The sequence below is a fragment of the Serinicoccus kebangsaanensis genome (assembly GCF_008919445.1).
Classification (GTDB): Bacteria; Actinomycetota; Actinomycetes; order Actinomycetales; family Dermatophilaceae; genus Ornithinicoccus; species Ornithinicoccus kebangsaanensis.
Map to the genome: position 1 here is coordinate 1 of NZ_VSLG01000014.1, position 14,665 is coordinate 14,665.

General features: G+C 72.4%; 17 protein-coding genes and 1 pseudogene. 14 read left to right on the forward strand and 4 right to left on the reverse strand.

Translation table 11 applies throughout. From position 1 onward, the window contains the following. Nucleotides 1-273: 273 nt before the first annotated feature. From FXF60_RS13350 to FXF60_RS13360, 3 genes and pseudogenes are all read right to left on the reverse strand, one after another. Nucleotides 274-351 (reverse strand): annotated as a pseudogene (locus FXF60_RS13350) (antibiotic biosynthesis monooxygenase); the annotation flags it as partial. An 82-nt stretch (nt 352-433) separates the two neighbouring features. Further along, on the reverse strand, nt 434-820 hold the full coding sequence (locus FXF60_RS13355; RefSeq protein WP_229117445.1) for a GlcG/HbpS family heme-binding protein: 387 nt from the start codon (nt 818-820) through the stop codon (nt 434-436). Between the two features lie 154 nt (nt 821-974). Beyond that, the gene (locus FXF60_RS13360) at nt 975-1,286 is read right to left on the reverse strand and encodes a putative quinol monooxygenase (RefSeq protein WP_151526473.1); all 312 of its coding nucleotides are present in this window, start codon (nt 1,284-1,286) and stop codon (nt 975-977) included. Between the two features lie 108 nt (nt 1,287-1,394). Here FXF60_RS13360 and FXF60_RS13365 point away from each other — a divergent pair, with 108 nt between their 5' ends. The 3 genes from FXF60_RS13365 (at nt 1,395) to FXF60_RS13375 (ending at nt 4,920) form a co-directional block, all read left to right on the forward strand. After that, entirely contained in the window at nt 1,395-2,336 is a 942-nt protein-coding gene (locus FXF60_RS13365; protein ID WP_151526474.1) for a GlxA family transcriptional regulator, read from the forward strand. A gap of 1,047 nt (nt 2,337-3,383) precedes the next feature. Then, nucleotides 3,384-3,746 carry a VOC family protein gene (locus FXF60_RS13370; protein ID WP_151526475.1) on the forward strand — a complete coding sequence of 121 codons (363 nt, stop codon included), beginning with the start codon at nt 3,384-3,386 and terminating at the stop codon, nt 3,744-3,746. A gap of 4 nt (nt 3,747-3,750) precedes the next feature. Further along, nucleotides 3,751-4,920, forward strand: coding sequence for a winged helix DNA-binding domain-containing protein (locus FXF60_RS13375; protein WP_151526476.1), 1,170 nt, complete (start codon nt 3,751-3,753; stop codon nt 4,918-4,920). Nucleotides 4,921-4,959: 39 nt separating this feature from the next. Here FXF60_RS13375 and FXF60_RS13380 read toward each other — a convergent pair whose 3' ends face one another. Continuing rightward, the gene (locus FXF60_RS13380) at nt 4,960-5,334 is read right to left on the reverse strand and encodes a hypothetical protein (protein WP_151526477.1); all 375 of its coding nucleotides are present in this window, start codon (nt 5,332-5,334) and stop codon (nt 4,960-4,962) included. A gap of 65 nt (nt 5,335-5,399) precedes the next feature. On the opposite strand from FXF60_RS13380, the gene FXF60_RS13385 reads away from it, so the two are divergent. From FXF60_RS13385 to FXF60_RS13430, 11 genes are all read left to right on the forward strand, one after another. Further along, nucleotides 5,400-6,332 (forward strand): alpha/beta hydrolase, encoded by a 933-nt coding sequence (locus tag FXF60_RS13385; RefSeq protein ID WP_151526478.1) that lies wholly within the window; start codon nt 5,400-5,402, stop codon nt 6,330-6,332. Further along, nucleotides 6,329-6,718, forward strand: a complete 390-nt coding sequence (locus FXF60_RS13390; RefSeq protein WP_151526479.1) for a hypothetical protein — start codon at nt 6,329-6,331, stop codon at nt 6,716-6,718. Before FXF60_RS13385 ends, FXF60_RS13390 begins: the two co-directional genes overlap by 4 nt. A 44-nt stretch (nt 6,719-6,762) precedes the next feature. Next, entirely contained in the window at nt 6,763-6,978 is a 216-nt protein-coding gene (locus FXF60_RS13395; RefSeq protein ID WP_151526480.1) for a hypervirulence associated TUDOR domain-containing protein, read from the forward strand. A gap of 37 nt (nt 6,979-7,015) precedes the next feature. Next, nucleotides 7,016-7,450 carry a hypothetical protein gene (locus FXF60_RS13400; protein WP_151526481.1) on the forward strand — a complete coding sequence of 145 codons (435 nt, stop codon included), beginning with the start codon at nt 7,016-7,018 and terminating at the stop codon, nt 7,448-7,450. Between the two features lie 156 nt (nt 7,451-7,606). Next, nucleotides 7,607-8,770: a PIG-L deacetylase family protein gene (locus FXF60_RS13405; RefSeq protein ID WP_151526482.1), complete on the forward strand. Its 1,164-nt coding sequence runs from the start codon at nt 7,607-7,609 to the stop codon at nt 8,768-8,770. Next, on the forward strand, nt 8,767-9,777 hold the full coding sequence (locus FXF60_RS13410; protein ID WP_151526483.1) for an ATP-grasp domain-containing protein: 1,011 nt from the start codon (nt 8,767-8,769) through the stop codon (nt 9,775-9,777). Before FXF60_RS13405 ends, FXF60_RS13410 begins: the two co-directional genes overlap by 4 nt. Beyond that, entirely contained in the window at nt 9,774-10,478 is a 705-nt protein-coding gene (locus tag FXF60_RS13415; RefSeq protein WP_151526484.1) for a PHP domain-containing protein, read from the forward strand. Before FXF60_RS13410 ends, FXF60_RS13415 begins: the two co-directional genes overlap by 4 nt. Further along, entirely contained in the window at nt 10,475-11,950 is a 1,476-nt protein-coding gene (locus FXF60_RS13420; RefSeq protein ID WP_238335860.1) for a glycosyltransferase family 2 protein, read from the forward strand. Before FXF60_RS13415 ends, FXF60_RS13420 begins: the two co-directional genes overlap by 4 nt. Then, entirely contained in the window at nt 11,947-12,081 is a 135-nt protein-coding gene (locus FXF60_RS16950; protein ID WP_302849032.1) for a hypothetical protein, read from the forward strand. Before FXF60_RS13420 ends, FXF60_RS16950 begins: the two co-directional genes overlap by 4 nt. Then, the gene (locus tag FXF60_RS13425) at nt 12,078-13,898 is read left to right on the forward strand and encodes a hypothetical protein (RefSeq protein WP_202879639.1); all 1,821 of its coding nucleotides are present in this window, start codon (nt 12,078-12,080) and stop codon (nt 13,896-13,898) included. The genes FXF60_RS16950 and FXF60_RS13425 overlap by 4 nt, the downstream gene beginning before the upstream one ends. Beyond that, nucleotides 13,898-14,638, forward strand: a complete 741-nt coding sequence (locus tag FXF60_RS13430; RefSeq protein WP_151526486.1) for a hypothetical protein — start codon at nt 13,898-13,900, stop codon at nt 14,636-14,638. Before FXF60_RS13425 ends, FXF60_RS13430 begins: the two co-directional genes overlap by 1 nt. Nucleotides 14,639-14,665: the final 27 nt, after the last annotated feature.

The window sequence follows — 14,665 nt, forward strand, 5'->3', positions numbered from 1 at the left end:
GCAGGTCAGCGGCTCGTTCGCCCAGTGGGCGCATCAAGCGATAGACGCAAAGCCGACGTGATGAGGTCGTCGGTTCGGTTCTGGTGGTCGCACGATGCGCTGGCCTCACGGCTCTGCCCGACACCGACGTCGCTCTCCTCTGCGACGGACCCCTCGCGGCCGGCATCCTGTCCGTGTGTCGATAGGCCTCGCACCGCTCGGCAACGCAGCGTGGCGTTGCGTCGCGACCTGGCTACGGCTCGGAGGGGCGCGATCGTCTCGTGCGTTGGCGGACTACGGGAGCTTGGACGCGAGGACGTCGGCCGCCATGATCTCGGGTGCTGCGCCGAGGAGGTGCTGGTTGGCCGTCAGGTCCGAGCCGTGACCGTCTACGTCGACGACGCACGCATCCAGCCCCGTGCCGGCCGGGGGCCGGGTTCGGTGCGGGTCGGTCTCAGAAGGCGCTGGCGGCGGCTTCGGCGACGGCCTGGTCTTGGACGCCGGTTCCTCCGCTGACGCCGACGGCGCCGACGACCTGGCCGTCGCGCTCGAGCGGGATGCCACCGGCGAAGATCATCACCCGACCGTCGTTGGAGGCGTTGATGCCGTAGAACTGCTCACCGGGTTGGGCGAGGTCGCCGAGGTCTTTGGTGGCTGTGTCGAACGCTCGGGCCGTGAAAGCTTTGTTGATCGAGATGTCGATGCTGCCCAGCCACGCTCCGTCCATCCGTACGTGAGCGACGAGATTGCCGCCGGCATCGACGACGGCGATGTTACTGGGCTGACCCTGCGTGCTGGATTCAGCTTCTGCTGCCGCGATGACACGTTTGGCGTCATCCAACGACAATGTAGGAATAGATGGCATCAATTGCTCCTTCGAATGTGGCGTGCGCTTTGTGGCTCGAGCCGCTCCAGAGCCGCCCGTTGGTTTGCCTGTAGAGTTTGTGACCGACAGCGCTCGTGTTGTGTTCGCGTTGCGGACGTGCGTTGGCGGACTACGGGAGCTTGGACGCGAGGACGTCGGCCGCCATGATCTCGGGTGCTGCGCCGAGGAGGTGCTGGTTGGCCATCAGGGCTGCGACGATGGCGCCGTTGGCGTGGGCGTCGCGAGCGGCCTCGTCGGGGAATGCATCGAAGATCCAGAAGGTGTCGGCGTGGGTCCTGACTGCGAACCAGACAATCGTTCCTACTTCTTCGTTGGCGAGCGCGACAGCGCCGGCGAGCAGATCGGCGAGCGCGTCGTGCTGTCCATCGGCCGCGACGATCTTGGCGACGAAGGCATACGGAAGTGATGCGGGTGTGGACATGAGGGGTTCTCCTAGGTGTCGAGGTTTCTCGGTGAAGCGAGTTCAGCGTATGACGAGCAAGGGCATGTGAGAAGTGGCGTATACGGCAGTATTGCTATTGTTCGCGCCATGCGTATCGGACTGATCGCGATCGACGGCTGCTTCGGTTCGGCTGTCGCGTCGGTCATCGACATCGTGCGGGTGGCCGACGGAGTCCGCGGCGATGTCGACCCGCGGATCGACCCGATCGAACTCGCCATCCTCGGACCGAAACGGAGAGTGACCACGACGGCATCGATGACCCTGTCGGTGGGCCACCCGCTGTCGGAGTCCGCAGAGTTCGACGTGGTCGTCGTCCCTGCGCTTGGAACCCTCACGGCCGCCGCTACCAACGACGCCCTCCAGAGCCGAGATGCTCGTTCGGTCATCGCCTCGCTCGGGCGCCTCGACGACGCGACCACCCGGATCGCCGCGGCGTGCACCGGCGTGTTCGCTGTCGCCGAGACCGGACGGATGCATCATCGGCGGGCGACGACCAGCTGGTTCCTGGGGCCGGAGTTCCTGAAGCGCTATCCGACCGTCGCCCTCGATCTCGACACCATGGTCGTGGTCGACGGGAACCTCGTCACCGCCGGCGCCGCGTTCGCCCACATCGACCTCGCGCTCTCACTCGTGCGATCGATCAGCCCCGACCTGGCCCAACATGTCGCCAAGCTCCTCATCATCGACGAGCGTCCGTCGCAGGCGGCCTTCGTCGCCTACGAACATCTCCGGCACGAGGACCCGATCGTCGTCGAGTTCGAACGCTTCGTGCGCGCCCGCCTGGACGAACCGTTCAACGTCGCCTTCGTCGCGCAGTCGCTCGGCACCAGCCGGCGCACCCTCGAACGACGAGTCCGTGCGGCGCTCAACCTCACTCCGCTCGGCTTCGTCCAACGGCTTCGCATCGAACGAGCTCGGCACCTCTCAGCAACCACGGACCTCACCTCCGCCGACATCGCGCTACGGGTCGGCTACGCGAACGCCGAGACTCTGCGCTCCCTCCTGCGTAGGGAGCGACGCCGTTCCTGACCTATCGCCATGCCTGTAGCCGGTGTCCTAGTGCTCGACTGGAACCACCTCTCAGCACGTCGCGTCGACGCTCCTGCGTCGCCCCTGGACGACCCACTCGACACGCCCGCAGCACAGGCCATGTGACGTGTCCCGGCTTCCCGGACGGTCGGGGTTGGGTGGCTGTGATGTCGCTGCGTTCTCGTCGAGGGGGTCAGCAGACTCGATCAGGGTCGATTGGGATGAGACGCGAAGGCGGTCAGGTCAGGGCGGCCGAAGCCGGCCGGCGGGGTAGCGTCGGACACGTCGAGGTCTTTCGGATGGATGGCGTAGGAACCTCCGTCGTCGGGAGACCTCGACGTCTATCTGCGGACCGACGCGCCCGGCCGACCTACACCCTCATCTGGGAAGAGCCCCATTCCCGCGAATCTCTGGCAAGCCCTGAGTGGTGTCCGTCAGTCCAGGACGGACCCCGTGCTCTGGGTTCACGCGACCGCACCAATGAGCCCATCCTTCGCTTGGTCGGCAGCATTTCACGCCATCTGTTCCATGTCGAAGACGCCGGCATTCAGTGGTTGCTCGTGGTCGATCAGATTTGGCCTGGGAAGTTGTGGGTGGCGGATAAGGGTGTCCACGTCGAAGGAGCATCACATCACCCACGGCGCGGTGCGAGTGGGAACAGGATATGCAGGCGGGCGCGTCGGCTTCGACGTACGAGGTCCCCGGCTCCATGTCGCCCCGAGGAGTCCAAGGAGTTGGTCTGGCTTAGGAGGCTCAACCACCGTTTCACTCACCGCGGTAGGAGGACTGGAGCAGTTGCTGGCGGCCCGTAGCAAGGCAGACCCAGTGGGACGGGCGGTCCAAGTGGGGGAGCACATCCCCGTCGGGGACGTGAGGATGCACGGTCTACGTGGCGGCCGAGCAGCTCGCAGAGGTCTTCGTGTGGCATCCCATGCGTGCTCGTCGCGTTAGGCAGCCGAAGACGTCGTCGAAATCGACGGCCCGCGGCAGGGCCTGTGCTCGGGTGTCAAGGTGCACGACCCGTGCGGTCGGCCGCAGACTGACCTCATGGACATCAACGCGCGCATCGTGGTCTTCGACGCGGCGGACCCGGAGCCCGAAGCCACCTTCTGGGCGGGGCTGCTGGGCGGCACCGTCCACCACGAGGACGACGACTGGTGGTCGGTGAGGGTCGGCGAGGAGGAGCCGGTCTGCGTGCAGCTCGCCCCGGACCACCAGCCGCCGCAGTGGCCGGACGGCATACCGCAGCAGATCCACCTCGACCTGGTCGTGCCCGAGATCGGCGCCGCGCATGCCGAGGCGGTCGGTCTGGGCGCCACGCTCCTGAAGGAGGCGGAGGACCCCACCGCCGACCACGGTTTCCAGGTGTATGCCGACCCCGCCGGGCACCCGTTCTGCCTCTGCTGGTGAGCCGGTGACCCACCTCGGCGGCGAGGAGCGGCGTCGCCGGCTGGCGGTCCGGCACGGCCTCCACCCCCGGCACCGGCACGCGGACCCGCTCGCGAGCGCCCGGACCTTGGCGGCGCTGCACGCGACCGACGCGTCGACCGTCTACCTGACGCTCGCCGCCCGGGTCGACGGGCTGAGCCTGGACGACGTCGACGAGGCGCTCTACGCCGACCGCAGCCTCGTCCGGCAGCTGGCGATGCGCCGCACCCTCTGGGTGATCCCGCGTGACGACCTGCCCGCGGTGCGGGGGAGCGCCGCGGCGCGGGTGGCGGGCCAGGAGGAGAGGCGGCTCGCCGGCGACGTCGAGCGCTCGGGGATCACGAGGGACGGGCAGGCCTGGCTCGAGGAGGTCGCCGGGCGGGTGCGCGAGGTGCTGGCCGGCCAGGACCCGCTCACCTCCACCGAGCTGCGCGACCACGTCCCCGAGCTGGACGCGCGGGTGAGCCAGGGCAGCGGGGCCTGGGTGAGCCAGGCCCCCGCGGCGACCCGGGTGCTCACCTGGCTCGGCGCCCGGGGCGACGTGATGCGGGCGCAGACCCCGTTCACCGGGCGCCCGCGCTGGACCACCCCCGACCGGTGGCTTGGGACGGTGCCGCCGCCCCTGCGTGTCGACGAGGGCTATGCCGTGCTGGTCCGGCACTACCTGCGGGCCTTCGGGCCGGCCACCGAGGACGACGTCGTGTGGTGGCTCGGCGCCACCAAGACCGCCGTCCGTCGTGCCCTGGCCGAGCTCGGGGCGGTGCAGGTCCGCCTCGACGAGGGGGCCGGGTGGGTCCTCCCGGACGACACCGAGCCGACACCGGACCCGGGCCCGTGGGCCGCGCTGCTGCCCACCCTCGACCCCACGATGATGGGGTGGAAAGGACGAGACTTCTACCTCGACCCCTCCATCCGCCCCTACGTCATCGACAGCGCGGGCAACGCCACGACGACGGCCTGGTGGTGCGGGCGGGTCGTCGGCTCCTGGGTGCAGGACGACGACGCCACGGTCCTGGTCCTGCCTCGTGCCGACCTGACCTCCCAGGCGCTCGCGGCCCTGCAGGAGCAGGCGGAGCGCCTGACCGCCTGGCTGGCCGGGGTGGTCGTGCCCAACGTGTATGCCGCGAAGCAGGCGGCGGGACGCGAGCTGGGCTGAGCCAGCAGGTCGCCGCGAGCCCGCCGCCCGCCCGACGGGTCAGGCGCGCCGCACCCGCCCCGCGGAGCCCCGGAGGTCCAGGGCCAGAGCCGCGGTGTTGAGCACGCCCCAGGCGAGGGGGACGCCGACGACCTTGGCCCGGACGGAGGGCGGCACGGTCGACCCGAGGATGGCCGCGTCGCCGAGGTCACCGGTGATGCGCAGCAGGGCCGCGACCGGGGCCCCGCCAGGCACGAAGGCGAGCGCCGAGGTGCTCAGGTCACGCACCGCGTAGGTCCGTGCCAGACGGTCGGTCGCCCGGGCCGCAGGGCCGTGCTCGTCGAGGGCGCTCGCGAGATGACGGGGGCGGGCGGCGGCGAACACCGCGTATCCCGCGGTCGCGGCGGCCATGATCTTCGTCAGCGGAAAGCTCATCGGTTCACGGTAGGCGCGCCGCCGCCGCGGCGCCCGTCCAACCGCGAGCGGCATACCCTGTGGCCATGGACATCCGCGACCTCGGCCCGGAGGACGGGGACGGGTACACCCCGCCGCCGACGCACCTGCCTCCGCTCACCGGCCAGCAGGTCGCGGGCGCCCGGAGCTGGACCGGGCTGAGCTATGCCGTCCTCCACGGCTACCGCTACCTCACCCTCGACCTGCACGTCCCGGAGGGCGTCGACCGACCGCCCTTGGTGGTCTGGATCCACGGAGGTGGGTGGGCCGAGGGGGACCGCCGCTACCTCCCGCTGTGGTGGCCGCAGCAGTCGCTCTTCGAGAAGGTCGTCGCCGCCGGGATGGCCGTGGCGACGATCGACTACCGGCACCTGCGCGAGGCGCCCTTCCCCGCCTGCGTCCACGACGTGCACGCGGCGCTGCGCTACCTCGTCCGGTATGCCGACACCCTCGGCGTCGACGCCTCCCGCCTCGGCGTCTGGGGCGAGTCGGCAGGTGGTCACCTCGCCTGCCTGTCCTCCTTCGCCCCCGCCCGGGCGGCCCGCGGCGAGGTCGTCGACGGCGTCGACCTCCTCGGGTCGGTGGGCGTGGACGGGCCGCAGTCGGTGGGCGTGGACGGGCCGCAGCCGCAGCCGACCTGCCTCGTGTCCTGGTATGCCCCCAACGACCAGTTCCACGACTTCCTCGCCGGCTGGGACGGGCACGGCGCCGACCCCGCGATCGTGCCCGCGCTGCTGCCCGTCTCCCAGGTCAGCACGTGGGCACCACCGACCCTGGTCGTGCACGGCACCCTCGACCAGGTGGTGCCCGTCCGGGACGCGCACCAGATCCACGAGGCCCTGGTCGCCGCCGGCGTCGAGACTGCGCTGACCGTCGTCGACGACGCCGACCACTGCTTCGTGGGTCGCCCGATCGAGCCGATCCTGGACGAGTCAATCGCCTTCCTGGCCCACCACCTCGAGGCCGGAGCGGCCGCATGACCTGGACCCGGCACCGCCCCAAGGCCCTCTCCTGGGCGTTCCTGCTGGCCTTCGTCCTCGTCGTCGGGTTCACCGTGTCCCGCTACCTCGGCGACGTCGCGATCGGCGAGGACGTGCTCGGGCTGACCGTGCGGCTGGCGGTGCTGGCGCTCATCGTGCTCGCCTACCTGCGCACCGGTGGCAGCACCACCGCCTCCCGCGACGGTCTCGTGGTGCACAACGGCATCCGCGCCACCGAGGTGCCCGCCGCGCTGATCAAGAGCGTGGACGAGGACCCGCGCCGCGGCGGGGCGACCGCCATGCTGACCACCGGACAGGGTCTGGAGCTGCCCGGGGTGCCGCGCGCCGACGTGCGTCAGGTGCGACGCGCGCTCAAGGGGCGCTGAGGTCGGGGGAGGAGCAGACTGGTGGTCCGAGGAGAGGAGCTGGCATGGCGATCCGCACGGGGACGACGGTGCGTTGGGCGTGGGGGGACTCCCGCGCGGAGGGCACGGTCACCGAGGTGCACCACGAGCGGGTGACCCGCACCACGCAGGGCCAGCAGATCACCCGCAACGGCAGCGACGACGACCCCGCCTACGTCATCGAGCAGGAGGACGGCACCACCGTCCTCAAGCTGCGGAGCGAGGTGGAGCGCGCCGAGTGAGCGCGGGCACCACGGCACGACGCCGGCGTCGCAGGGCATGAGCCCCGACGTCCCTCCCCGGGAGTGGCTGATGCAGCCGCGGTGGCTCCCGATCCTCCGCGCGGGGATCGGTGTCGCCGTCGTCCTCAGTGCGGTGGTCGCCCTGGTCCTCGCCTGGCCGTGGCGGGTCATCGAGGTGTTCCTGGGGCTGGTCTGGCTCGGCTACGGCGCGTTCCTCGTCTGGGCCAGCCGGCGCGAGCGCAGCGGCACCCGGCTGGAGGACGACGCGGTCGTCATCACCTCCGGCCGGGACGTGCAGCGGCTCACCCGGGCGGACATCCTGGACCTGCGCACCGACCAGCCCGGTGGGCGGGCCTGGCGGGTGCAGGCGGTGCGTCGGGACGGGCGGGTCGTCACGCTGCTCGCCGTCCCGCCGGAGGAACTGGAGCGGCTCCGGCGCTGGCACGTCGGTGCCCGGCCCGACCCCGGCTGAGCCGAGCGCGAGCGACCTCGAGGCACGTGCGGAGCGCTCAGCGGGCCGCCGTCGGTCAAGGCTGAGTAAAGAAATCGCCGAACCGTGCGGTTCGACGACCTGAGGACTTTACGCTGGTCAGGAACCAGATCGAGGCCGCCGAGAGGAAGCCGCAGCGTGGAGCCCTCCACGGATGACCCGTCCGTCCTCCTTCCCCTGGGTGCCTCCACCTGGCACCCCGGCGGCGCCGATCTCCCCGGAGTGGTCCACGCCACCCCCTCGCCCCCCTCGACGGTGCTCCTCATCGGCGACGTGGACCCGGACCAGGTGGGAGGGGCGTTGCGCCGGGCCGGCTGCACCACCGAGTCGGTGGAGCCGTGGGCGGCGGTCGCGACGGCGGCGACGGCGGGAGCCGTGCGGCTGGCGCTGATCGCCGCCGAGGTCATGGCGCACGGTGAGGGGGAGCGGCTCGTCGGCGACCTCCGCTCCGTGGTGCCGGGGTTGAGCGTGATCCTGCTCGCCCCGACCGACCAGCTCGACCCCGCGCTGCTGGTCCGCGCCCTCCGTGTCGGGGTCGCCGACGTGGTGGACCCGGCCGACGTCATCACCCTGTCCTCCTGCGTCGAGCGCTTCCTCCTGGAGTCCCAGAGCGCCGCGGAGCGGGTGCTGGCCGTGGGTGCCCACCCCGACGATGTCGAGATCGGGTGCGCCGGGGCGCTGCTCGACCATCGACGCCGCGGGGACGACATCGTCATCCTCACCCTCAGCCGCGGGGCGGTCGGCGGCAACCAGCAGGCCCGCATGGTCGAGGCGGAGGCCGCAGCGGCCCGGATCGGCGCCCGGCTGCTGCTCGGCGACCTCCCGGACACCCGGATCGATCCGGGGATCGACACCATCAGGCTCATCGAGGCGGTGGTCCGGACGGTGGACCCGACCGTGGTCTACGTCCACTCGCGGCACGACAACCACCAGGACCACCGGGCGGTCAACACCGCCGTCCTCAGCGCCGTGCGCCAGGTGCCGAGGGTGTATGCCTACCAGTCGCCGTCGTCGTCCAACGACTTCTTCCCGACCCGCTACGTCCCGGTCGACGCCGTCATCGCGCAGAAGGTGGAGGTGCTGGCTCTCTTCGAGTCGCAGGGCGAGCGCGCCTACATGGAGCCCGAGGCGGTCGTCGCCTCCGCCCGCTACTGGGCGCGCGGGCTCGCGCCGCGGGCGCGGTATGCCGAGCCGTTCGAGGTGATCCGCAGCTTCACCCCGGCCCGCTCCGAGGGCTCGGGCCACGGCAGCGCCGGAGCCGCCGCCTCCGTGTCGCCGCTGCCCGCCGGGGTGCTCCGATGACGGGCGGTGGAGCGGAACGCCCCGTCGTCCTGGTCACCGGCGCCGGTGGGGCGGCCGCGGTGACGCTGCTGGAGGCGCTGGCCGAGGACTACACCGTCGCGGCGGCGGACCTGGACCCGCTGGCGGTCGGCCTCTACCTCGTCCCGGAGGAGCGGCGGGGTCTGCTCCCCCGCGGGGAGGACGAGTCCTTCGTCGACGAGCTGCTGGACCTGGCCCGCAGGGTCGGTGCCGGGCTGGTGATCCCGACGGTCGACGTGGAGCTGCTGGCCGTGGCGGCTGCCCGTGGCCGGTTCGCCGACCACGGCATCGAGGTGCTGGTCGAGCGGACCGAGACGCTGATGACCTGCCTGGACAAGCACGTGCTCATGCAGCACTGCGCCGACCACGTCCGGGTGCCACGCACCGTGCTGTGGGGCGAGCAGGCCACCGCGGAGCAGGTCCGGGACCTCGGGGAGCCGCTGATCGTCAAGCCCCGGCGTGGCGCCGGCGGCCGCGGCTTCGAGGTGCTGCCGGACGCGCAGGCACTTCGTCGCCTGCCCAGGGACGGGACCGTCATCGCGCAGGAGCTGCTGCCGGGCGAGGAGTTCTCCATCGACGTGCTGGGGCGTCCGGAGGGCGGGGAGCCGGTGGCCGCGGTGCCGCGCCGCCGGGACAAGGTGGACTCGGGCATCGCGGTCGCCGGCCGGACGGTCGCCGACCCCGAGCTCGTCGAGATCGGGCGGGCCGTGGCGCGGGCGATCGGCGTCGTCGGTGTGGTCAACGTGCAGGTGCGACGGGCGGTCGACGGCACCCCGGCCCTGCTCGAGGTCAACCCACGCTTCCCCGGGACCATGTCCCTCACCCGGGCCGCCGGGGTCGACATGCCTCGGCTCGCGGTGGGTGCCGTCCTCGGGCGGACGTTGCCGGAGCGGCTGGACTTCACCGAGGTCGCGGTCGTCCGGCACTGGGCGGACGTCGTCGTCCCCGTGGCCGACTACCCCTTCGCCCCGGAGGCCCGGACCTCGTGATCGATCCCGGTGCCGACTGGCACACCCACTCCTCCACCACCGACGGCCAGGACCCGTTGATCGCCATGGTCATCGCCGGCGCCGCCGCCGGCCTGCACACGCTCGGGCTGTCCGACCACGTCCGTGCCAGCACCACCTGGCTGCCCGACTACGTGCGCGAGGTCCGGACGCTCGCGGGGCGCACGCCGCTGACGCTCCGGTGCGGGGTGGAGGCCAAGATCCTGGACCGGGCCGGCCGCCTGGACCTGCCCGACGACCTGCCCGAGCTGGACTACGTGCTGGTGGCCGACCACCAGTTCCCGGGTGAGGACGGGCCGGTGCACCCCGACCGGGTGCGGGCGCTCCTCGAGGACGGCACCTGGGACGCGGCCGACTGCCTGGACCAGCTGGTCACCGCCACCGCCCTCGCGCTGGCCGCCAGCCCGGTGCCACCGGTGCTGGCGCACCTCTTCAGCCTGCTGCCGAAGTGCGGTCTGGACGAGGAGCAGCTCGACGACCAGCACCTGGACGCCCTGGCGGACGCCTGCCTGGCCACCGGCGGCTGGGTCGAGGTCAACGAGAAGTGGCGCTGCCCCGGCGCCCGCACGCTGCGGCACCTGCACCGCCGGGGCGTCACCCTCAGCGCCGGCAGCGACGCGCACCGCGCCGCCGACGTGGGTCGCTGGGCATACCTCCCGCTCGTCTCCGCGGAGCTCACGTGATCGTGCTGCTGACCGCCCTGGTCCTCCTCGGTGCCCTCCCGATCATCGTCTCGACCATCGGGTTCCTCATGGTCGCGGGTCACCGGTGGCGGACCCACTACGACGCCGTCGACCCCGAGCTGGCGCCCCGCGTCGCGGTGCTGGTGCCGGCGTGGAACGAGGCGCCCGTCCTCGAGCACTCGGTGGACCGGATGATGCAGCTGGACTACCCGGCCGACCGGTTGCGGCTCGTCGTGGTCGACGACGCCAGCACCGACGGCACGCCGCAGCTGCTGGCCGAGGCGGCGCAGCGCCACCCCGGTCGCGTGGTGCCGCTGCGCCGCGAGCAGGGCGGCCAGGGCAAGGCGCACACCCTGAACCACGGCCTGGAGGTGCTCCTGGCCGAGGACTGGGCGGAGGCGGTGCTCATCACCGACGCGGACGTCATCTTCCGCCCCGACGCGATCTCCCGGATGACGCGGCACCTCGCGGACCCCCAGGTCGGTGCGGTCACGGCGTTCATCAGGGAGGCGAGCGAGCCCGCGACCTGGCTCAACCGCTACATCGGCTACGAGTATGCCGGTGCCCAGCTCGCGGCCCGCCGGGCCCAGAACGTCGTCGGTGCCCAGGCCTGCCTCGCCGGCGGCGCCCAGCTGCTGAGCCGCGAGAACCTGCAGGCGCTGGGCGGTCGGATCGACGTCACCACCCTCGCCGAGGACACGGTGACCACGCTCAACACCCAGGTGGCGGGGCGGCGGGTGATCTTCGACCCGCACGCGGAGTGCCTGGCGGAGGAGCCGGCCAGCGTCACCGGGCTGTGGAAGCAGCGGCTGCGGTGGTCCCGCGGCAACCTGCAGGTGACCAGGCGGTTCCACGACGTCTTCTTCCGGCCCCACCGCGAGCACCACCTGGGCAATGTGTGGTTCGGCCTGCAGTGGTACTGCACCATGCTGCTGCCCGCCTTCATGATCCTCGCCTCGCTGGCCCTCGTCGTGATGTGGCTGCTGGACTCCGCCAGCGCCTGGCTGGCCTTCCAGGCCTACTGGGGCATCAGCGCCCTGGCCTTCATCTTCAGCACCACCTTCACCCTGTTGCTCGACGGCAGCATCGCCCGGCGCAGCTGGGTGCAGGCCGTCACCTTCCCCGGACTGATCAGCCTGGGTGTGCTCTGCTGGGTGCTGGCGCCCGGTCCGGTCGAGACCGCCGTCTCGGCCCTGGCCGGCGGGGTGGGTCTCGAGACCGGGCCGGAGACCCGGCGCTGGTTCGAGCTCGCGGTCTATCTGTGGACGTCGCTGAGCATGCTCGCCGCCTGGCTGGTCTACCGGATCGACAAGGCCCGCCCGGGCAGCTGGCCGGTCGCCCCGCTCCTGGTCCTGGTCGGCTACGGACCGCTGCTGTGCGCCATCACCTTCGCCGCCTACGTCGCCCAGGCGCGCGGCGCGGCCACCACCTGGGACAAGACGGAGAAGACGGGCAAGGTGACGCTGTCATGACGGAGCACGGCGACGACGACCGCCAGCTGAGCGCCGACGTGCGCACGGAGAGGTGGGTGCTGTGGAAGGGAGTGCTGGCGATGGTCCTGGTCCTGGTGGTGGCCTACGCACGTCAGCGGTGGTGGGTGTGAGGCGCCGGATGATCGGCGCCCGGCTCGCTCCGGCGCTGCGCACCGCCCTCGTGGCGGGTCTCACCCTGGTCCTCACCGTCCCCCTGGCCGGGGGCCCGGCCCAGGCGCAGGGGTCCTCGCCGCAGGAGACGCCCGCCCACGACGCCGCGGCCTGGGCGTGGGTGCGCGGCCAGCTCGGCTCCGACACGCCGGTCACCACGCCGTCCACGATCACCGCGGACGAGGCATACCCGGACGCGTGGACCGGTCCCGTCTCCGGCACCTTCGAGCTCGACGGTGTGACGCCACCGGGGCAGGTGGCGCAGACCCCCATCGAGGTCGACGAGGCGCCGGACCCCGACGAGCAGGGGGTGCTGCACGGGCAGGTGGGCGTGCCGCCCTCCCCGGGACGGTGGATCGTGGACGTCGTCCGCAGGACGCCCGGCGGGGAGGTCTCCGCCCAGCTGCAGACCCTGGTGGACCCGTCCGGGAGCTTCAGCGTCGACCTCGCTGCGGCAGCGCCGGGGTCCGGGCCGTGGGGGCTGCGGCTGCTGGACGCGCACGCCGGGTATGCCCAGAACGGCGAGACCTGGCCCGCCGCCGCGGTCTACGAGCACCTGGAGGTCCAGCTCTGGGTGGTCACCGACGCCGCCTACCACGTGGGCACCGTCGCGGCCAGGGTCGACGGCACGTTCGCGCTGCCCGACAGCCGGCCCGGGGCCAAGGTCCTCCGGCTCGTCGACGGGCGCAGCGGCGCGGTGCTGGCGGAGGCCGCCCCGGACACCGGGCTGGTGCGGTCGTTCGCGGTCCCGGTCGGTCACCCGTTGCACGGACGCACCTACACCTACGACCAGGCGCTGGCGCTGCTCACGGCGCTCTCGGTCGGCGACGAGCAGACCGCCCGACGGCTGGGTGTCGGCCTGCTGTCGCTGCAGCTCGACGCCGGGGCCCAGCGCGGCGGCCTGGTCAGCTCGTCCGCCACGTTGGCGCCCGGGGCCGCGGTGGAGGAGCTGCGGACCGGCATCCACGGCGTCGGCACCTACGCGCTGCTGCGCTGGCTGGGCGAGCTCGACGCGCAGGACCCGCTCCGGCCCGAGGTCGAGGCGGGGGCGACCTGGGCTGTGGCCTGGCTGATGGACCAGCAGGTGCACCAGGGCGCACTCGCGGGACTGGTGACGGGCGGGCACGGGCAGCACGGCCCGGGAGGCTTCGACCCAGGGGCCGGCCTGACGTGGGCCTCGACCGAGCACAACCTCGACGCCTGGCACGCGCTCGACCTCGCCTCGACGACGCTCGGGGCAGGGTCGGCGACCGCTGCCGGTGCCGCCGCGGACCGGCTGGAGACCGCCGTCATGGACCTGCTCTGGGAGCCCTCGACCGGAGGCTTCCTCCAGGGACGCAGCCCGGAGGGGCCGGACGCCACCCGCGCGCTGGACGTGGACTCGTGGGGGGCGATCTGGCTGCAGGCCACCGGCCGGCAGAGCCAGGCCGCGTCGGCGCTCGCGCGCACGACCGACCTGGCCTCGAGCCACGCCGGGCGGACGGGGTATGCCCCGCACCTGGTGGCAGATCCCCTCGTCTGGACCGAGGGGAGCGCCGGCGTCGCGCTGGCCGAGCTGCGCACGGGTGACCCGCAGGGCGCCGGGAGCACGCTGGCGGGGCTGGGCCCGGCCGCACCCGACGGTGCCCGACCCGGCGCCACGCGGGACGCCCCCGAGGTCTCGATGACGACCGCGCCCGCGGTGGCCGCCGTGACCTGGGTGCTGCTGACCGAGCAGGCGCTGGCCGGGCGACCCCACATCTGGGACACCTCCGCACCGACAGGAGCGAGTGACTGATGCCCTACAGCCAACCGCGGGGATATCGCCTTCCCAGCAGTCTGCGGCTGCCGCTGCTCGCCCGCTGGCTGGAGCAGTACGGCTGGCCCACCTGGCGGACCGAGGTCGTGTCCACCCTCGCCGCGGTCTGCCACGAGCTGCTCGTCACGGGAAGGCCCGACGAGGTCTACGCGCGACTGTCGCACGACCAGGTGTCGCGCGCCGACCTGCCGCTGAGCACCGGCGGACGCGACTCGGTGATCACCCAGGCGGCCGAGTTCATCGACGTGGCGCACGGGCTGATGGCGATGCCGTCCGCCCGTCCCGTCTCCCCGTCGCTGGACCTGCGGTGCCAGGCCCAGTTCATGGACGACCCGGATGACCCCGAGGGCCCGTGGACCTACGTGCTCTTCGGGACCCAGCGCGCCGTCCTGCACCAGGCCTTCCTCGACATGGAGGGTGTCGAGGCCTACCCGGTGGAGGCCGGTGCGAGCCCGGAGGAGGACGCACCCGACCGGGCCGCCGTCTGGGACCGGGTGCTGGCGCCCTATGCCCGGTTCATGCCGCTGTCGGTCTCCGCTCCCGAGCCGCAGGTGCTCTTCGACATCGTGGAGTCGCGACGCCAGGGCCCGGAGCAGGACGAGGTGCTGGCGGCCGAGGGCAAGGTCACGATCAGCGCCGTCGTCGAGGCCTGCGCGCGGCTGGGCACGGGGGAGGCGGACGGCATGCGGGAGCGGCTGCTGGCGCCCGCACCGGGCTAGCGACCCGACCGCCGACCGACTCGACAG